Consider the following 20,522-nt stretch of genomic DNA (forward strand, 5'->3'; position numbering starts at 1 on the left):
TCGATCAAATAGTCGGTTAAGTTACTTTATAAGTGTACAAAGGCTCTCACTAGTGGGGGCCTTTGTTGTTTATCAGCCAGTCTGGCCATAGCGCATACGACAGCGGTGTCCTTTTAAACCAACAAGCCTGAATAATTGCCGTTGGTTAATTATTCAGTCGGCAGCTAATTCCATTTTTGTTATCTTTAAACTGCCTTTTTAATCTACAGTGAGTAAAGACGATGCGGTACGAAACATGGCTGTTTCTTTTCCTGGGTATGATGATGGCAATACTGTTGTACAACCTGGTGCAATGGTGCCTTTACCGTGAACGAATCTATGGTCTTTACACGGTTTACCTACTAATCTGGCTCCTTTATTTCCCGTTACGTGAAGCAGAGAATTTGCCTGCCCATACTGCTGATTTTGTGCGAATTATTGGCCCCATGGCAGCCTACTTCGTTTACTATGATTTCACGATTGCCTTTCTTAATCTCCGGGATCGTCATCCTGCTTTACTACATCTGTTCCGCATTACGCAGGCTGGCTTAGCCGCTTACCTGTTAGTAGAGGTCATTTTTTGCTTTTTCTCCAATTACTGGCAACTGCCAATTCACGAACTTATTCATACAATAGTGCGCACGGGACTAGCTGTTTTGTCTGGTTATATTGTCGTTACCATTTACCAGAAGAAAGATATCATTTCCCGATTTTTTATTACCGGCTCAGCCATGCTCGTACTGGGTGCCCTGGCGGCAATGATTCTGACAATGTCACTAGCCAACATCGATTCGGGGGTTTTCTGGCTCGCTCCATTGACCTATCTTCAAGTCGGAATTGTGCTGGAACTTTTGTTTTTCTCCATAGGTCTAACGTATCGTCATCGCCGTGATGTGCTCAAAAAATCGTTGATTCAACAGGCACTTTTTCGAGAACGCGAACTACGACATCATGATCATACCGAGGCCAATCAGACTGTGCAATCGCTGCAGCAGGAAGTAGCCGAAATGCAAATGCGGGCTCTCCAGGCACAATTGAGTCCTCATTTTTTGTTTAACAGCCTTAATTCATTATCAGCCCTGATTGCCGATGAGCCAACAAAAGCGGAGCGATTTGTTGACGAATTATCGAGTGTATACCGCTATCTGCTCCAGGCTAATGATCAGGAGTTGACCTCACTGTCTATGGAAATGAAATTCATCAATTCCTACTATCATCTGTTGAAGACACGTTATGGCCAGGGTATCCGTTTGGAAATTGAGATCGACAATGCGCATGAGGAATGCTTACTCCCCCCGTTGACATTGCAGTTATTGATCGAAAATGCAGTAAAGCATAATGTAGTTTCGTCTAGCAGCCCCTTGACGATCAGGATTTTCACAAATAGCAAAAATCTTTTGGTGGTGCGTAACAACCTGCAACGTAAAGGAATCAATCGGTTTTCTTCCACCAAAAAAGGGCTTCAGAATATTAACATGAAGTATCGGCTATTAAACCAGCCAACGATAGATATTTATGAGTCGGATGAAGCGTTCGATGTCATTGTGCCCCTGATTCCTGCTAAAGCGCAATTGACTTTTTAGAACTACCTCATTTAGCTATACAGCACGTAGCACGTAGCAACTCATAGCAGTAATTGTCCATATTCATTGAATTAGACTACGCCTTCTCACTTCACAAACTATAGCACCTTTCTACGCGTATATACGACGTAGTAATACGGTCTATAACTGCCCATTAATTCAGGGGATCTCATTATCTTTGGAGTACAACTGATAAAATGCGGTGCATCTATCTAACTAGTTTAGACTGCTTGCCACATTATTCACTGCATTTTTGTATTGAATAATGACGTGCTTTTCACCTTACCAAGTAGCACAAATAGGCCTAACGTATCGAACCAGACCAGCTTACAATTAGTCTGCCAAGGCGAAGATGGGAAATCAATCAGCTAATTCGGTAATGTTTGCCAGCCTTTAAATACCCCTAATCAGCGTAAAACATTAAATTAGTTTATTTAATATGAGAATTTGGTTACTATCGATATTACTTTTAGGAAGTTCACTAGCGGCAAATGCTCAGAGTCGATTTGCGAACGAATGGGTAAAGTATAATCAGAGATATATAAAAGTTTCAGTAGCTCAGGCGGGCATTTATCGACTAAGTTATCAGGATATTAAAAACGCGGATGCGTCTTTTCTAGCGACGAATCCAGTTAACTGGCAATTATTTTTTAGAGGGCAGGAAATCTCCATGCGGGTGGTGGGTCAGCAAGATGGTCTATTCGATGCTCAGGATTATGTCGAGTTTTATGGTGAAGGCAATGATGGCAGTCAGGACTCCTTACTATACCGGCCTAAAAAACGATTGCACCCCTATCAAACGCTATATTCTGATACAACCGCCTATTTCTTAACCAGTTCTACATTAGCGGGTAAACGAGTGGTGGAACTTAACACGTCAGCACAAGGTCTCACGCCCGAGAAATTTCACGTTGAAGAAACCGTACAGGCTTTCACCAGCGACTATACCTTCAACAACCTTAAAGGCATTGAGCCGTTTCTGCAACAAAGTTATTTTGAACCTGGCGAAGGTTGGTCAGGGACCAACCTCACGCTGGATTCGGTTGGCGTAGTCCAATTAAAACTGACAGGGCGGGTTGTAAACGATTGGCCAATCAAGTTGGATGGCATGGTAAATGGCCGGGATAATTTGCCGCACAGCGTTCAAGTTCAAGTTGGCCCTGCGGCAACCATACCTTTATCTTTTTTGGGCTTCGCCAGTCAAACGTTTCAGCAAACCATTACAGCGTCGGCACTTCAGAACGAACAACTCACGCTACGTTTCACACCGGCTAAAACCGGCTACGCTACCAATAATTTTTCGATTACCTACGCAAAACTCACCTATCCACAAGCGTTGGATATGACGGGGAAGCTTACTAAAACTTTTCATATTCTGCCAAATCCAGGGCTAGCAGCCTTACTGTCCGTCACAAATGCACCGGCTTCTTCGCTTGCCTACGACATTACAGACAAGGCCAATTGCCGCTACCTGGTTACTCAAACGACGGCAGCACAAACACAGATAGTTGTCAGTCAGGCAGATCGTAACCGGACTATTTTCGTCAGCAGTCAACTGGCGAAACCAGTTTCCATCAAGGCTGTTCGTTTTTCGTCAACATTTCCCAAAACTACCGACTATTTAATCCTTACACACGCTTCACTCCGGCAGTCGGCAGCTACGTACGCTGCTTACCGGGCATCGGACCAGGGTGGACATTACACGCCCTTCATTGTGGAGCCAGATTCGCTTTACGATCAGTTCAATTATGGTGAAAAGAGTCCATTAGCCCTCCGACGGTTTGCCGATTATATGCTGACGAATACGGGGGTAAAATACATGCTTCTGGTAGGCCGGGCATGCAGCTACCCCTACTACATTAAAAACACGAAAGATGACTTGGTACCAACGATTGGCTATCCAGGTTCAGATATTCTACTGACGGCCGGTCTGGGAAATTATTCAACCAATTCGCCAGCCATTCCAACGGGACGACTGAACGTAACAACGAACGATCAGGTGCTTGCCTATCTGGAGAAAGTGAAACAACTTGAGACACCAGCCTTGAATGGTTTATGGCGCAAACATATCCTGCATATTAGTGGCGGCAATGGAAAAGATCAGGCTCAGAGTTTACGCTCCGCGCTGGTCGATGCTGGTAAAATATTTACAAATGGACTGTTGGGCGGACAGATAACATCGTTCAACAAAACTATCGAAGCCGAAGTACAGAATATCAATATTTCCCCTCAAATCAACGACGGCGTCAGTATGATTACCTTTTTTGGCCATGCTGGGCCAGGGGTTACCGACATGAATTTTGGGTTTGCTTCACCTCCGGAAAACGGATTTCACAATCAGAATAAGTATCCGCTCATGATTTTTAATGGCTGCGGAGCTGGTGAGATTTTTTCCCGTTTCAACACCCTCTCAACCGATTGGTTACTAGCCCCTCAAAAGGGCGCCGGCATAGTACTGGCCCACTCCTACTGGAGTTTCGAACAGCCAACCACGTTGTACCTGACAAAATTATATACTGATTTATTTGTTGACGCCAGTACCCTGGGCATGTCTCTTGGCAGAGTGCAGCAACGACTGAATCAGGATTTTGACAAGGGAGCTGCGGACGCCTACGTCGAATCAGTGATGCTTGAGATGATTTTACAGGGCGATCCTGCTTTGAGCGTTTACCCCTTACCCAATCCCGATTTTTCGGTCAGTCAGAAGGGAATTTATCTGCAATCCTCTGTAGTTGGCAGTGCTATCAAAAGCAGTGATTCCATACAAGTCGTCATACCGATGACTAACCTGGGAAAATTTGTGTCCGGTCAATCAATTTCACTATCGTTGAAAAAGACCCTAGCTAATGCTACGTCTACTACGAGTACTGTACTGAATTTTGGTTCATTTCGCTACCAGGACACGTTGACTTTTACGATAGCGAAAGATCTTAACCTGCAAAAAATAGACATCCTTATCGACCCGGATAACAAGATTGTCGAACTGAGCAAAACCAATAATAGTGCTACGTTAACTATCGACTGGGCTCAGGTACAGGGAAGTAGTTATCCAGCCGCTGCCTTACCAGATGCGATAAGTCCAACAATCACAGTATTTGTGAATGGAACCATCAAAGAAAATAAGGCTACTGTCGATGCAAACCCGCACCTGGAGATTTATTTATTGGACCAGAATGCTCTTTCCGCAAAAGACACGTCGGCTGTCGATGTGTATCTGAAGAGTTGTGTCACCTGTACACCCCAAAAACTTTCGGCGAAGACATTTGAGATTTCATCCACTTCAGATAATCAATTGCGCATAGCTACGAATCTTTCGCTAAAGTCTGGTAGCACCTATCAACTTGTCATTTTCGGTAAGGATGCTACTGGTAACCGGACCCTGTCGCCTTATACGCTTGATCTCACCGTATTAGGAAACGATGAGCCAATTACACTACGCGCCTACCCGAATCCTGCCACAACTTATGCGAAATTTGAACTAACATTAAACGTGCAGGAGTTACCCGTGGAATGCCGTCTAATGGTTTATAACCTGGCTGGCATGCGTGTTTATGAGGATGTGTTCTCCATATCAACCGGGAAGAACTCACTTTTATGGCAGGGGGCGTCGCCGGGGATCTATCTTTATTCGCTTTTATTGACCTGGAAAGAAGGCCGTACGGAAACCTATAAAGGCAAAGTTCTCTGGCAGAATTAAGGCAGACGATTGCTGCTAAGTAATTCTATTTTCTTCCGGGTACCCGACTCTATTATGGCTTTACCGATGCAGTCTGCGGACGATTGGCAGTAGGCCAATGAGGCATTCTCCTGGTAGATCAGGCCAATATTCTGGGCATATACCTGGCGGTGTTTCTCTTGATTTACCAGGGTCGAATCATTATTTCCAACTACAGAAACCGTTTGATTAAAATTCAATTTGCCTACGGCAAATGCTTTACCATTATCCTGGTATGTGAGCAACGTATCTGGATTGGCATTGTATTCGTTGACATTCCAGGATGTTGCAGTGCCAATAGGAAAAACCATTTTTACGACCGGTACATTGTGTTCCTGGCTAACGACTTCTGTAAGATTTTTGTACACAGTATGAATCCCATTGAGTTGCCAGCCCGATTGTTCCGTTTTTTTAATAGACTCTTCAACCACAAAAAACAATTGACCATTCTGGGAATATGAGCTAGCAATCTTCTCTTGTAGCTGATACGTAGTATTTACGACTGGACTAGCAATGGCATAATTTGCCTGTGTCACCTGATATACCCAGTAATCACCGATTTCCAGTGGGAAATAAGCAGTGTCATTAGGCGCAGGTTCGTTATTATTTTGGCACCCTCCAACGATGCTCACTAAAATCAACAGGATAATTGCTTTATAGAGACGGTTATATATTATCATCGTCAAGCTTGCGAATCGTTAGTTTTATATGGGCAGCGTTAAAAATATCTACCTGCTGAGCGAAGATACGAAAGATGAATTGAACAGCGAGGCTGAACATGTTAAACAAGCATTCCTTGGCCCACATGTCGGCTTTTCGTTTCTTTGTAGTACGTCAGGCTAAAATTTCACTACCGATAGGGCTAGACTTTTGATTGTCAGGCAGTTATTTTTTATTGTTTACTAATATGGGGGGAATAGCCGGACTAATTCGATTTGATGGACAAGCCATTGCTGAATCTGATACGTTGCGTATAACCAAGCTATTAAGGCATCGGGGTAACGTAACAAGCCAGCAAATCGACCAGGGTATACTTCTGGCATCTGGCGGCAAATTTGAATTGGATAAACCTGCTCAAATCTTTACGACCGTTGATGCTGACGTTTTTGGCAATGCTTCGCCTGATCAACTTTTTACCACAACATATAAACAAGGTGGACCATTGGCATTTAACGAACTGAATGCTGATTTCGCGGTGGCGATATGGGATGCCAATCGGTATATGCTTTGTCTTAGCAGAGATGCAATGGGCGTAAAACCACTATATTATGTCCACCAGCCAGGCCGCTTCTGCGCCTTTGCGTCTGAAATTAAGGCTCTGCTAGCTCTTAATGAAGTAGTTGTGAAGCCAAACAAATATAAATTCCGAGAGTATTTAACCTGGCCCACAGCATATGTACCTTATACCATTGAAACATTTTATGAAAATATCCATAATGTTTTACCCGGACATTACCTTCAGATCAATGCTCAAAAGGTAACGGCTCACCCTTATTGGCGCGTAAACGTAAAGAAATACGAAGGTCTGAATAAGCCGGAAGATTATTCAGCCTTGTTCAGAGACTATTTTACGACGGCTGTCACTAATCGTATAGCTGGGAAGAAAAATGTTGGATCTCATTTGAGTGGCGGGCTGGATTCATCGTCGGTGAGTAGCATTGCTCAGCGTGTGTTATTGAGCCAACATCGACCTGCACTTCATACCTTTAATATTGACACTGAACAACCTTATGCCGAAGAGCAGGAATACGTCCAGGCTGTAGTTAATCAGTACGCCACACAGCATCATCGGGTTCGTCCATTACCTGATGTAGTTGATTCTATCCTGAAAATAAGTCGCTTATTTGATCAACCTGAGCAATTTATCATTCCCTCCAGTTTCCATTTAAGTGTATCCGTTCAGGCTCAGAAACTCGGTTGCGATGTTCTTCTAACCGGACATGACGGTGACAGCGTTATTGCTAACTGCTTTGAATATTTGGACCAGTTGTTTGATGCTGATGACTGGGAAGGTTTCCAGACAGCCAGTCAGGAGTTTATTACTAATTGTGGGTATAACCTTTCATATATCCATCCAAAGTGGCTCCAACTAAGCCATCAGATGAAATTGAAGAAATATTTTGCTCATACTATTACGTCTACTATAAAAAAGAATTTTCGCGGCAAGTCTTCGTCAAACTTACTAGCCACACTCCGGGATCAGAATCATTTCTTCGGTATTTCACCAACTACTGTCATTGCCTATTTTTATGATCGTCTGGTAAATAAATGGCAGTTTCGTGCTCAGCTAGACAATGCCTTTACAGCTGACTTTAAGCAACGCTTTTCTCACAGACCACACCCATCGACAGAAAGTCTGGCAACGAGCCTATCGACTGACCAATACGTTGTTGGCCAACAAATTCTTAATACGACCAATGTAGTTTGTAATGAACAGTTCAACCACATTGGAGCCTATTATGGACATGATTATTCCTTTCCTTTTTTTGATCGGAATGTTATCGAGTTAGGGCTGGCTACGCCTTTAGTGGTCGGTTTTGATCATGGTCGTGGGCGCGGCCTCATACGAAATGGCCTTCGGGACATTTTACCACACAGCATTGTGGAAAGGGTTACAAAAGCAAACTTTATTGAATACAGCAGCTTGTCCACCCGACAATTGTATGAGGCTACATATCATCAGTTTTCATCACCAAGCCATGCTATATGGGAAATTATCGATCGCAAGGAATTTGCTAAAATCTTGGCATTTGTCTTTAACCCCCGTATGCCGATGTTGAGAAAAGCACGCTACAATTGGTTATTAAGCCGAATTATCTACCTTGCTCTGTGGCTCGGTTCACTACCTGAACACACTATTGAAGTTATCCAGAAATAGTCAACGACTTATATACTCCGTAGATAATACGGAAAAACACAGTCAGAAAACCGAATCGCCGAGGCATATAGAACCGGTATCTCCCAATTTTAATCAGACTGGACCGGAACACGAAATAGCCGATGTAGGCTGCATAGATTTTCAGTTTTTTCGTAAATTGAGTTTGGGCGCTTGTAAAAAATGCAACTTGCCGTAACCCGGAATTCGTTGTGAGTACAGCGTCTTCTGCCTCCCAGTTTTCTTCGTAAGCCACGGCCATTGAACGCACTTGTTCAGAATCAATTAACTCTTCCACTAATGACGGTAAAGGCAGATTCCATATCTGCTGACACCAGTACACTCCTACTAAGAATACTCTTTCGAGCCCATATTGACGTAGCTCCTGTAATAGCCAGGCCCAGTTGATGTCTTCGTCATTTAGAGAAAAATAAAGATCATTTACATAAATGATCTTTTGCCAAATGTTATTAACACCATGGTGGACTACTAGTAAGATGATCTGGTGTTCCTTAAACAAGCCCGGGGGGATAAATATGTCTTGTAGGCCAAAGGAAGCATATTGATTATTTAAGCAATCAATCTCCCAATGTAGGTCAATGTCAAAATAGCTTTTATTAAAGAATGGCTTTATAAGACTAACTTCTTGTAAATCAGACACTAAGGTGCGCTTATTATATTGTAAATAGTGTTTATATTGATAACCTAATTGATATTGATCAGATTCTAGTAATTGTATAACCTCAAGAAGGATATTTTTTTCTACGAGTATATCAAGGTCACCAATACTTCGTAGGCTACTATCTGGATAATTATTTTCTGATAAATAGACTCCTTTAAAAGCGACGTGCGCAATTTCATGTGTATCAAGTAACCTTTTAATTCGATGATATTCGTGCAGCTTAAGCATGTTATCCGTTGCTATTATTCGGCATTCATGCTGTAGTCTTGTCAGAAGTTTTGCTGGAATAGAAGGTAAGGCTTGAAGTGTCCTATATAAAAATGGAATTACTCGATGCCGGTTGGCGAGTGTATATAAATGATCCCAGTCTATTTGATGCTGGCTTAGAAACTGGCTTAACTGTATTTTTTTTTCTGCTGATAAGTCTAAAGCACAACTCATCAGCAATACATTTAATTCTGGGGAGCGGACAATCTTCATCTAAACCGTTGTTTTCAAACTGTCCACAAACGAATGAAGTTTTGTGAAATCTGCAGGGCGGCTCATTTTAAAGATTGGAGTAGTACGTGCGATGGCTACACTTTTTTCAAAATGATCCTTCAAGCGTTCCCCTCTTAAAAGCAGATCAGGCAAAGGAAAATAACTGAGTAATGCAATAGGCCGCTCGCTTTCGGCAATTTGTTTAATTTTAGTATCTCCCGGCCGTGGTGAATTCAAAATAAAAATCTGCTCTAAAGGCACAGCCTCCTGTTCAAACAAGATTGACTCATGCCAAGAAAATTTGTTGCTACCGGCGCGCACTACGTCTAATTCGCTTTTAGCCATTTGTAACCCTTCAACGCTGTTTTCCCAAATTTTAATCTGAGAGAAGGCGGGTATCAATAAGGGCTCACCCATTTCATTGACACGTATACACACCATATCATCGCTCATAATACCAACTCCTTTTTGTGCAAAAGCTGCAATAGTCGTTGATTTACCAGCACCCGGTTCGCCTACAAACACGGTACCCTTATTGTTTAAGCAAACTGCACTACCGTGTAATAAAAAATACCCTTTTTGAAATAATATTAAGCCCAAGGCCTCACTCAATATAAATAAAGAAAGTGTCTTCTCATCCGTCTGGTCTGTATCAACAACAAGCTGATTACCCCCTATAGCTACAAATGATGCAACAGGTGACCAATCTAGCCATAAACGATCATCAAGCTGGGCGAATCGGGCATTTAGACCTGCACGATCTATTCGGGTAGGAACTAGCGGTGGGGTCTCTGAAATTTCACCTAATGAAATCGTTAGATCGACTGTAGTTGCTTGTATCTCTTTTAGAAGCGGCAGCGCGATTGCAGAATTAATAGTAAGACCATAGGCTGTATAGTAATATTTACCTGGTTGCATGTTAAAAGAGAATTTTTTAAAATTAGGCAGTTGTTTCGATAAGCCTTTCTAGTAACATATTTTCTAGGAATATCTTTAACTCTTTTTGGCAAACGTCTTCCTGTACATCGAACTCGTTAAGTATTTTTTCTTGAATTTCTTCGACAGCCATCACTTTATTAGTTTGCAGAAGAGCCCAAATAAATCCACCTATTTCATTTAATTCATAATAACTACCCTGATCATAATTTAACACAATCGTTTCTTTCCCTAGAGCCGATGAAGATTGCCCCGAGGCCAGCTGAATTCGGGTACTATGATTAATTGTCATAAAGAAAAAATTAGGTATTCACAAAAATAGCTTGCCTAGCCAAAAATAGCGGCTAAGCAAGCTATCATTACTCGCTTTCTTTTCATGACTTAAATAAAGTCAATCGATATTTCATTATCAACAGGGCTTGCAAGTAGAAACTAATCTACTAAACGAAGCTTCCATTCATTCCATCGACATTAGAACCTAGCTTAAGCGTCAATTCTTTTACGCTACCCAAAGGCTTTAACTGTGGTGTTTGATAGGCTTTTTTGGCACCTTCAACTTTACTGATAGTTGTCTTAGTTGTCATAATTTTTTTTTTTAAGGTCTTTAAAATGGTGAATTTCAAGTTTTAACTTGCTAAGAAGCTCCATTAAATATACCGCCGAAAGGCAGTTATAAACCTGACCTCGCTTCCTAATGGTCAGTCAAAAATTAGTTACTTATAACGTCTCAACTGGCTTCAACTACAGTACTTAATTCGATAAAAGGTTCTATAGCTTTCTCAATTCGAGGACAATTTAGCATCCCTAAAAGAGAAAACAAAATTTATGAGTTAAAAATCCTCAATTAGTTAGCCCCAACTGAATTAGCACAACACAGACCGAGGATATCACCTCTATAAAACTTCTTATACTCCGATTTGGTTTTGCTTATTTTTCATCAGCCTATTGAACGACTAATCGGTGGGTACGCACTTGCCCACGTTCCTCCACTTGTAATAAGTAAATACCCGAGGACAACTTCTCGGTTGGCTTCAGATTCACACTCGACGAACCAACCCCCGACTTCTCCACCCCAATCGACCGACCCGTCGCACTGTAGAAGTGCAGCACGGCGCTGCTGGGCTCATCCAGAGACACACTGAAATTGTTAGCCGCCACCGGGTTAGGATACACCCCGTACACCCCATCAATCGTCACCGCAGCAGCGGCATAGGTCCGACTGCTGCCCGACAGATCCACCTGCTTCAGGCGGTAGTAGCTGGTGCCCCGGTACGGATTGGCATCGGTAAACTTGTAGCTGTTCAGGCTGGTGCTGTTGGCCGCCACGTCGGTCACCTCGCCAATGGCTTCAAAGCTTGTCAAGTCTTTGCTGCGTTCTACCACGTAGCCTTTGTTACCGCTCTCCATGGAGGTCTGCCAGTTGACGGTGACGGTCTTGTCAGACTGAGCCTCTGCCTTGAAGTACACCAATGACACAGGCATAGCACCATTTTCGTTGGTATAAATAGATGAAAAGTCATTGGTAGTTACCTGATCAGTATCAATCGGACTGGGGTTAATGGTACATGACCCCCCAATGCCAAGCTCTGCTGGCGAAGGTTGAGTCACTTGCAATTGAATGATTAATGTATAGAGTGAAAGAGGTGGAAGGACTACGCCTTGCTTCTGAATGGCGATAAACTGATTAGTCGATGAGTTATAGACAATATCAAAATATGGTAAAATCGGACCCGATAAGGCATTAATACCAGAACCGGCTGGAGCAGGTGCACACTTAGCCAGATTTATAATAAAACCCATTTTATTATTGGCATCGGCTCCGGTTATACAACCTGCGCCAAAGTTACCAAGTTTAAACTCCAGCCTAAAAAGAGAGCCTACTCCAGCCAAAGGTTGGTCTAATAAATTACGGGTTGTAACCGCTGGATCTGCTGCGCCTGGCGTACACTGGCTATAGCCTTTTAGGCCTACCAACATGCATAGACCTATTAATAAAGTAAATTTCATTTTCATAAAGCGCTGCCTAAAAAATTTTAAAGAGAATTTATTAAAAATTTGCTCGATTTATATAAACCTTTCTATAGGTATCGTAAAGTATTAACTCTACGATACCTATAGAAATTCTACTTAGCATCGAGCGTAATAATAAGCATTATTTATTGAAATAATCAATTGTATCAGCATCAGAGTTGTTTACCAAATTCAACTCACCACTACTGCTTCCAATAATAAGCGAACTTATAGCAATTTTTCCTTTTGTATTACCTGGAGTAAACACGCCTGTCAAGCCAAAAACACGTTTCGTCCCACCAACAAAACCTGTATTTGTAGTCAGTGTATAGAAGTCAGCATTGGTAGCATCAAAGGTCCAAATACTATTGTTTACCACCTTGCTACCTACGATAGTTGCATTGCCATCAAAGCTCAATACAAATATAGGGTCTTTAGCTATGTATATTGTAATCGGTCCCGTGACAGCTGATGAATTGAGCTCATACACATCTCCTACTAAGGTAAAGTTGGTTGTGCCATACATACTAGATGGCTGTACCGTCGTAATAATAGCCAGATCGGGCACTTTTTTAACTAGTATATGTAAGGTTGCTGTTCCACAAGAGGCTGGGGTAACGCCATCACAAGCGGTGTAAGTGAAGTCCACTGGACCGGTTACGCCCGCAGCTGGGGTAAATGTATAACTACCTGTCGAAGTTATAATCAGTGTTCCCTTACCCGGCGATGTAATGGTGCCTGCGCTTGAGACGGCCAGGCCCGTCCCCGAATCATTAGTTAACACATTGCCTGTTACCGATGCATTCTGTACAGTGCTTACATAGTCATCAGCTACCGTCACAGTTGAACTTCCAAGCGCAACAATATGTACCGTGACTTGAGCCGGTGCACATAGTCCGCCCGGTGTCTCACAAACCTGATACGTTAGAACATCATCACCGATGTAGCCTGTTGCTGGTGTATATACTACGTTACCTGATCCATCAATACTAGCGGTCCCATGGGTTGGGTTAGTAGTAATTGTTGGTGTGCCTAACACTCCGCCTGGGTTACCCGCTCCATCATTAGCCTTCACATTTATGGTTACGCTTCCTGTGGCAACAGTTGAGCTCTGTACGTTGGCATAATCAGGATTTGCCACCGGTTTGTTGTTCGTTATAGACTGATCAAGAACCGTAATGACCAAAGACGTTGTTGGGCAACTTGTCTGGCCTGTAGCGCAAACAGGTACAGTATAGGTGTAGGTACCAGGCATAGTAGCCGTAAAACTATATGCACCAGTAGAAGCGACTATAATAGTAGCTCCTGATGGGTTACTACCACTGGCTGCTGGGGTACCGTATGTTGTTCCGGCAGGCACTTTATCATTTGTACTTACATTTCCAGAAACGGGTACATCTATAATTGTTACGTTGAAGTCCGGGTTAAGAACGAAATTACAAACCAGACTACCTCCGTTTGAGGAAGTACGCGTATCAACAAAGGCCCCATATACATCTACGAAGTTCCCTACACTAGCGAACGAACCGACGCTGAGCTGAATTTCGTCAAATGATTTTGACGTAACAAAGCCAACGTTGGCAAGGTCACTGCTTGGCACTCCGCCAAAGATTTGCAGGAACACCGACAGATCAATCAAGTTACCAACAGTTGCGCTACTTTCCTGAAATACGCCATTCAGGTACGTATTGACCGTAAGATTTGAGAATAAATTTGCCGAGACGGGCAAATTTGCCTTGCTAATTGTGAATCCAGCAAATGTCCCGGCGGGGTACACATCTGCTGGGTCAGCTACTGAAATTGACGCCGTAACCCCTACGCCTAACACGTTCGTAATCCGTGCGAAATCTGTAGTGGTAGGCGAAATCGCGTTCCCAGGGTTCGCAACGCCACTACCCAGTAAATCAGCAGAAACTACTCCGAATAAGCCTGTCCTGGTCCCTTCGATAAACGCAGAGAAATCAGTCGTATTTAAAAATTTGGTTTGATTACAAGCTACCGGCGTTACGCAGGCTTTTTGAATAACTGCCCGATAAATGCTGACAGTGCCTAGTGGATTTGCGCTGACCAACTGCGTAAATTCGATCTCAACCTCATCGAACGGCACTTGTGCTACGGTTCCCACCGTTTGTCGGTTGCCCGACACCAACGAGACACCTGCTAGTAAGGATGCGCCACTTCCGGTTTGCACAGCACTTCCATTATTATATAGAGTAATTCGGGTGCGGCCCAAAAGGTTTGCTCCTACTAACGTACTGCTTTCAATGTCAAACCCAACATAGGATTCAGCTGGATATGTATCCAACGGATTGGCAACTGAAAGCCTGGCAGTAGCCGATACGGCTGCTCCTAGAGAAATAGTAGCAGGCGATGAAGTCGATCCATTGATGACATTATCAGCATTGTTAATAGCACACCCCACACACGCCAGCGAAGAACCCGTACCTGTATGATTATTATTAATATAGACAGGAAAATTGGTATTCGTTAAGGGCGTCACTGCACTGGTGCTACAGGCAATTGTTGGTCCCGCACAGAAGCTTTTAAAAATTGCACTATAAATTCTTGTCTCTCCAACGCTCAATGTTGCAGGGAAACTAAAAACTATTTGTACCTCATTAAAGGGTTGACTCGTTACAAACCCAATCGTCTGTCGTCCTGTAGCTGTTAATAGTGGAACTGACACCAATGATGAGCCGCCCGTTACAGCTTCGCTCAATACACCATTTAAGTATGTTTTGATGGTTGTTGAACTTAGTAAAGACGCTCCAATCACTACCGTATTTTCGACGTCAAATCCAGCAAATGTACCAGTTGAATAACCGGCTGTATTTACCTGATTTTTCACCGCAAGAGACACACTGCTTACGCCACTGACATTGACAGGCAGCGGGGCTGAAATACTGGCATAATCAGCTGTAGTAGAGTTGGTTACATTTGTTGCATTTAATACAGTGAACGTAGTGGGACCACTAGCGCCAGTATGGGCAGGTTCTATGGCAGCTGGAAAACCCGTTGCTGTTGATGAGTTAGCCGCAGTTACAAAAGGAGTCCTTGTGTTACACGCTAAGGAAGGTCCTGTAGCGAACCGGCGTTGCACTGCGTAGTATACATCGTAGGTATCAGCACTAACTAAGCCCCCGAATCTAATTTCTATCGCATCGAATGGTGCTGTAGTGATAAATCCTACCTCATAAGCTCCCGCAAGTAATGATGAACTAACTCCTATTAATGAGTTTGATGTACTGGCTTCCACAAAGGAGCCATTATTATACGTAGCGATAGTGATAGTGCCTAACAAACTGGCTCCCAGAGCAGACGAGTTTGCTATAACAAACCCAGCAAAATTACCTCCGGCGTATGTATTTGCGGCAGTATTATCTGTTACTCTTAAGCGTGCCGATCCACCAGCTGATAAAAAGTGGACTCTGGCAAAATCTGTAGTAGAGCTATTTGTTACATTATCCGCTTCATTTGGTCCACAGGGAATGGGAAGACCTAGTGTAACACAATTATTACCATTTTCCCAGTAAACCACACCGACCCCATCAACTGCTGTAGTCGTAGCGACTAGACTAACTGTGGGTAGAGCAGTGGTAGAGATAAAAGGAGTAGATGCATCTTTATTGGCAGGTATACTGGCTTGCTGAGCCATTGATTGAATGGAACACAGCAAAGACAAACATAGAAATAAACAAGCCCAATGGCATGAAGTGGTCACATGGACTGGAAAAATAAACATTCGTCTCATAAAAACGAGGAGTTAAAAGTGAATTAATTGTGCAAATTAAAATTTAAGTAAAGTGTATAACTAGTTTGATATATTGGTGAGTAGGTCTTTAAATTAACAGGGTAATAAGCTACTAAATCGACAGCTAGCTAAACACATAACTATATAAGTCCCTCAAACAATCTATATAGTATCAAGAAGTGTATGTTAGCTGATAGGCAAACATACAGATAATTTATTATTAAAAAACTAGTTTACTATTTATATAAATAGATAAGAAAAGAAAAAAATTATCTATGATTTAAGTATCATACGTAGAATAATATTACTATTTATATACTGAATAATCATATAACTGAATTTTATATAACTAAAATAAGTTACTAAATAAAAACTGCCTATAATTACGGTTAATCTCTGTCAAGTTGACAAGGCTAATGCTTAGACGAATCAAAGTGAAAATAGAAGGAAAAAAAAACATCAACTCACCCACTTATTATCTATTAATACGTCAATTAAGGTAGTTAGCTCAACCTGCTGCGGAATGAATTACCTGCTTTAAATCTGCTAAAAGATATAGCTAGACATCCCAGTAATCTTGTTATAGAATGATTGTATCGCTATAGTCTAATAAAGGTGAGCTTTTAACATGCATAATTAGAAGCCTTATATAGTTGTTTATCAGGCTAGTAAGAAAAACTAGGAGTGAATTATTTTCGCTACAATTTCGAATATTTTAAGGCCTATTGACCAGCCAATATCAAGGACCTTTACGTAGGCAAATCACTCAGCCTTCGGTTTCTGCACCTTAAACATTTTTTGGAGACAATCTGGAAGAGGAAATGAATTGGTAGTTATAGCAACCTTGTATTAAACCCACCGTTTTCATAAATAATGTTCTCTGGCTATGCAGAAATGGCACCATTTACCTCCGAAAATTAAGTTTATGTACAGCAGTATTCATCATGTAGTGATCTCACATAAAGTAAGACAACAGGGGAAAGTAGCAGCTTAAGTGCTACATAATCTTTTTGACTTAAGTTTAGCTAATAGTAGTAAATACTAGCTACTTATGAAAATGAAAGTGAACCTGAAAATTCCTATCTGATGGTGCTCCGACTAACTTGAACTAAAGAGGAAAAGCTAATATAGTAATCACTTGCGCTAATGGACTGAAGCTTACCATTAGCGATTGACAACTTTTCTTTAGACGTTTTTTTATAAAGATGATCCATATTATCGTACACAATTGGGAATCAATGGCAACAGCAGACCGGTGAGGAATATATTAGGACTTATTAGTGGAGATAATAATTAACTAGTTAAGCCTTTTTGAAGAACATACAGAAAATATATTGCTTTAATAAAACACCCCGGCCCAAGCTTTGGTGTGCCGACTCCAAGATACTCCTGGGTATATTAGATTGAGTTTAAAAGTCAATTTAGTTTATACCACATTTTATTTAACGGTAATGTAATGTCTTACTGACCTGCACTATTTATGCTACTAGGCAAAAAAAATCTCCTGTTACAAGTAGCAACAGGAGACATAATAATCGTATTGTTTATCTATACCTACTGAACGACTAATCGGTGGGTACGCACTTGCCCACGTTCCTCCACTTGTAATAAGTAAATACCCGAGGACAACTTCTCGGTTGGCTTCAGATTCACACTCGACGAACCAACCCCCGACTTCTCCACCCCAATCGACCGACCCGTCGCACTGTAGAAGTGCAGCACGGCGCTGCTGGGCTCATCCAGAGACACACTGAAATTGTTAGCCGCCACCGGGTTAGGATACACCCCGTACACCCCATCAATCGTCACCGCAGCAGCGGCATAGGTCCGACTGCTGCCCGACAGATCCACCTGCTTCAGGCGGTAGTAGCTGGTGCCCCGGTACGGATTGGCATCGGTAAACTTGTAGCTGTTCAGGCTGGTGCTGTTGGCCGCCACGTCGGTCACCTCGCCAATGGCTTCAAAGCTTGTCAAGTCTTTGCTGCGTTCTACCACGTAGCCTTTGTTACCGCTCTCCATGGAGGTCTGCCAGCTAACGGTGACGGTCTTGTCAGACTGAGCCTCTGCCTTGAAGTACACCAATGACACAGGCAAAGGGGAAACCGTACGGACATAGCTGGATGCAAAATCATTTCCTGGTACATTTGCCGTTGCTGCGCTGGGCTGAATGTTACAAGATGCTCCAATATCAGATGTGTATACGCCAGGCACAGAGTAATCAGTTGCTACTGAAACAGTTGCCGAGATTACAGCAGTCAACAATGTATTTGCAGGGATAGCTACCCCTGTCTTCTGTTGGCCGACAAAAGAATAATAGCCATTACCCGATGGTACGTATATAACATTAAAGTAGTTCAGGATGGTACCCGACAAGGCACTTACATCGTTAGGTACGGCACCTGCTTTCCCCAGTGAGATAGTAAAGCCCATCTGATTGGCATCGTTAACGCCACTAATGGGTACTGAGCCATTATTACCGATGGCGAAACTGATTGTCAAGGGACCACCAACGCCTGCGGCTGGATTGGGCAGTACACTCGCGATAGTGACCGCTGGATCGGCCTGTCCATAGCTCCTCAGGGCAGCCATTAAGAGTAAAGCCCAGAGAAAAGTAAATTTCTTCATGTTCATAAATGGAAGATAGTAAAGTTTATGGATGCAACGATAAATGCTAAAGCGGTCGCGGATTTCGTCCTACTTAATCCACGACTGCAATGATAAGCATTATTTTTTATAAAAATCTATTTTTTTCTGCATTTGGATTCTTGTCGATCTGAATTTCACTTTTGTTTCTCCTTTAAAGACTGTTATATTATTTTGCTTGTCACTCCCCTTGATATACAGTAAGATGGCTAAGGAAAATCTCCTTAAAATGAAGGAGTAACCATAAACAACTTCAGCCGTCGTAGGTTTCATTTTACTAAACTGACGACGGCTGAAGTTGTTTATTAAAAAATCCATTTCATCAGCAATCGAATTGTTTTTGACACACACTCCGACTCATTTGCTGCCCATAACAGTGAGGCAAATAGTCATAATATTCTCTTTCTACTCTTCCAGCATTAATCTATTAGTATTTCAAAACTATCTATCTCCCTAAGTAATCACTTTAGTTATAGTGAGGATATAGAAATCATTATTTGTCTTCAGATGTGATTCTCTACCAACTTACACTACCCTTGACTAAGAAAGTATTGGTGGGAGACGGTAGCAGGTAAACTATTCGACCACGACGGTAAAGTAAACGTACTGCATTGGTTGAATTGCTTTCAGGAAACTGAGATCGCTATGGCATCATCAGGTTTTAGTTACAAAGCGCTACATCACTCGTTCGCTTCTTGTTAGCTTCCAATTACTGTTTCCTGCATATTAAGTCGCTTCATCCGAATACCCTCACAATTCAGGCAGTGCTTTGCTCAGTTCACACATGAAGGCCTGTTCTACCCTACCCCTCCATTCGTAGGTTTGTTCTGTTCCTCATAAACAACTATAAACAACAACTACAATGTCATCTATGCAAACCTTTACCAAACTAGGCACTTTTGCTCTAACCTTTGCCCTTACAATCAGCACAACGCTAGCGCAACAACCCGTTCGAAAACCAGTTGTAAAAGCAGTTCACCGGCCTCACGCATCAACATCTAAAGTAGTAACAACACCGGTCAGAAAGCCAATCGCTGCTCCTGCAACCGCACCCAAAACTCAGGCGCAGGAACCAGCTCCGGTGGCAAACACAGCCCCAACGGTCACCCATCAGGCACAGCCTCAAGCGCAGCCCGTTACGAAACCAACTCTAACGGCACACCACCGGCCTGCAGGGAAACACGACGTATATCTTAATGCTGGCATTGGACTGGCAACCTACTATGGTGGCGGTGTACCTATAGGAATATCCGTGGAGGTAGCGGGTAAAAATAATTTTTCAGTCGGTGGCTCAATCGATTATTTCCGCTACAACAATGGGTACTATTCAAGTGGTTATACTTTCGTTTACGCGGGGGCACGGGCCTCCTATCACTTAGCGGAAGCCCTGAATGTACAGACCAGTAGTTTCGATCCCTACGTAGGGGCTACGTTGGGGTTTCGTCACGCAGGTTATAGTGACTCGTACGGCTATAGTTATTATGACGGTTACTCAAGTTCGTACAACAGTGGCCTATTTATCGGTATCCATGCCGGTGCTCGCTTTCTGTTCAGTCCTAAAGTCGGCGCTTTTGCCGAAGTAGGCTACGGCATATCAGCGCTGAAACTAGGCTTAACGGCAAAGTTTTAATGCATCATTCATTTCATTGACTATCCACACGATAAATACGATAAAATCTATCCAAAACATCCGCACCGTGCTACGTATTGAGCGTTCATGATTACTAGGAACGGAATCGACAGTGTAGTGACCTGTATGAGGCACACCCGTCTTTCCGACCGGACGGTAGTATAATCGTCCCGGCCTATGACAAAAGCCCGACCAAAGCCGGGCTTTTTTTGTTTTAGTTAAAAATGGACTGCAACTT

12 protein-coding genes are annotated in these 20,522 nt (G+C 42.6%); 4 read left to right on the forward strand and 8 right to left on the reverse strand.

Annotated elements, in window-relative coordinates:
• The first annotated feature begins 221 nt into the window (after window positions 1-221).
• Entirely contained in the window at window positions 222-1,562 is a 1,341-nt protein-coding gene (locus tag ACYVEA_RS03695) for a sensor histidine kinase (RefSeq protein ID WP_461111974.1), read from the forward strand.
• Window positions 1,563-2,001: 439 nt separating this feature from the next.
• Window positions 2,002-5,259, forward strand: coding sequence for a putative type IX secretion system sortase PorU2 (porU2, locus tag ACYVEA_RS03700; RefSeq protein ID WP_461111975.1), 3,258 nt, complete (start codon window positions 2,002-2,004; stop codon window positions 5,257-5,259).
• Here the strand turns inward: porU2 and ACYVEA_RS03705 are convergent.
• Complete coding sequence (locus tag ACYVEA_RS03705) at window positions 5,256-5,957, reverse strand: hypothetical protein (protein WP_461111976.1); 702 nt, start codon at window positions 5,955-5,957, stop codon at window positions 5,256-5,258. The genes porU2 and ACYVEA_RS03705 overlap by 4 nt on opposite strands.
• A 227-nt stretch (window positions 5,958-6,184) precedes the next feature.
• Here ACYVEA_RS03705 and ACYVEA_RS03710 point away from each other — a divergent pair, with 227 nt between their 5' ends.
• Window positions 6,185-8,155 (forward strand): asparagine synthetase B family protein, encoded by a 1,971-nt coding sequence (locus ACYVEA_RS03710; protein ID WP_461111977.1) that lies wholly within the window; start codon window positions 6,185-6,187, stop codon window positions 8,153-8,155.
• Here ACYVEA_RS03710 and ACYVEA_RS03715 read toward each other — a convergent pair.
• The 7 genes from ACYVEA_RS03715 to ACYVEA_RS03745 form a co-directional block, all read right to left on the reverse strand.
• On the reverse strand, window positions 8,142-9,314 hold the full coding sequence (locus ACYVEA_RS03715) for a nucleotidyltransferase domain-containing protein (protein ID WP_461111978.1): 1,173 nt from the start codon (window positions 9,312-9,314) through the stop codon (window positions 8,142-8,144). The genes ACYVEA_RS03710 and ACYVEA_RS03715 overlap by 14 nt on opposite strands.
• The gene (locus tag ACYVEA_RS03720) at window positions 9,315-10,232 is read right to left on the reverse strand and encodes a serine kinase (RefSeq protein ID WP_461111979.1); all 918 of its coding nucleotides are present in this window, start codon (window positions 10,230-10,232) and stop codon (window positions 9,315-9,317) included.
• 22 nt (window positions 10,233-10,254) lie between these two features.
• Window positions 10,255-10,542 carry a PqqD family protein gene (locus ACYVEA_RS03725; RefSeq protein WP_461111980.1) on the reverse strand — a complete coding sequence of 96 codons (288 nt, stop codon included), beginning with the start codon at window positions 10,540-10,542 and terminating at the stop codon, window positions 10,255-10,257.
• Between the two features lie 148 nt (window positions 10,543-10,690).
• Window positions 10,691-10,873 carry a lasso RiPP family leader peptide-containing protein gene (locus ACYVEA_RS03730; protein ID WP_461111981.1) on the reverse strand — a complete coding sequence of 61 codons (183 nt, stop codon included), beginning with the start codon at window positions 10,871-10,873 and terminating at the stop codon, window positions 10,691-10,693.
• Window positions 10,874-11,192: 319 nt separating this feature from the next.
• Window positions 11,193-12,227: a T9SS type A sorting domain-containing protein gene (locus tag ACYVEA_RS03735; protein ID WP_461111982.1), complete on the reverse strand. Its 1,035-nt coding sequence runs from the start codon at window positions 12,225-12,227 to the stop codon at window positions 11,193-11,195.
• A gap of 175 nt (window positions 12,228-12,402) precedes the next feature.
• On the reverse strand, window positions 12,403-15,915 hold the full coding sequence (locus tag ACYVEA_RS03740) for a beta strand repeat-containing protein (protein WP_461111983.1): 3,513 nt from the start codon (window positions 15,913-15,915) through the stop codon (window positions 12,403-12,405).
• Between the two features lie 1,650 nt (window positions 15,916-17,565).
• The gene (locus ACYVEA_RS03745; protein WP_461111984.1) at window positions 17,566-18,636 is read right to left on the reverse strand and encodes a T9SS type A sorting domain-containing protein; all 1,071 of its coding nucleotides are present in this window, start codon (window positions 18,634-18,636) and stop codon (window positions 17,566-17,568) included.
• An 880-nt stretch (window positions 18,637-19,516) separates the two neighbouring features.
• On the opposite strand from ACYVEA_RS03745, the gene ACYVEA_RS03750 reads away from it, so the two are divergent.
• Complete coding sequence (locus ACYVEA_RS03750) at window positions 19,517-20,284, forward strand: hypothetical protein (RefSeq protein ID WP_461111985.1); 768 nt, start codon at window positions 19,517-19,519, stop codon at window positions 20,282-20,284.
• The last annotated feature ends 238 nt before the right edge of the window (window positions 20,285-20,522 follow it).

The organism is Spirosoma jeollabukense, assembly GCF_054777855.1.

Bases quoted from the DNA above. Each gene is read 5' to 3' on its own strand.
- ACYVEA_RS03725 (WP_461111980.1), bottom strand. From the start codon at position 10,542: ATGACAATTAATCATAGTACCCGAATTCAGCTGGCCTCGGGGCAATCT.
- ACYVEA_RS03715 (WP_461111978.1), bottom strand. From the start codon at position 9,314: ATGAAGATTGTCCGCTCCCCAGAATTAAATGTATTGCTGATGAGTTGT.
- porU2 (WP_461111975.1), top strand. From the start codon at position 2,002: ATGAGAATTTGGTTACTATCGATATTACTTTTAGGAAGTTCACTAGCG.
- ACYVEA_RS03720 (WP_461111979.1), bottom strand. From the start codon at position 10,232: ATGCAACCAGGTAAATATTACTATACAGCCTATGGTCTTACTATTAAT.
- ACYVEA_RS03695 (WP_461111974.1), top strand. From the start codon at position 222: ATGCGGTACGAAACATGGCTGTTTCTTTTCCTGGGTATGATGATGGCA.
- ACYVEA_RS03740 (WP_461111983.1), bottom strand. From the start codon at position 15,915: ATGGCTCAGCAAGCCAGTATACCTGCCAATAAAGATGCATCTACTCCT.
- ACYVEA_RS03710 (WP_461111977.1), top strand. From the start codon at position 6,185: ATGGGGGGAATAGCCGGACTAATTCGATTTGATGGACAAGCCATTGCT.
- ACYVEA_RS03750 (WP_461111985.1), top strand. From the start codon at position 19,517: ATGTCATCTATGCAAACCTTTACCAAACTAGGCACTTTTGCTCTAACC.
- ACYVEA_RS03705 (WP_461111976.1), bottom strand. From the start codon at position 5,957: ATGATAATATATAACCGTCTCTATAAAGCAATTATCCTGTTGATTTTA.
- ACYVEA_RS03745 (WP_461111984.1), bottom strand. From the start codon at position 18,636: ATGAAGAAATTTACTTTTCTCTGGGCTTTACTCTTAATGGCTGCCCTG.
- ACYVEA_RS03735 (WP_461111982.1), bottom strand. From the start codon at position 12,227: ATGTTGGTAGGCCTAAAAGGCTATAGCCAGTGTACGCCAGGCGCAGCA.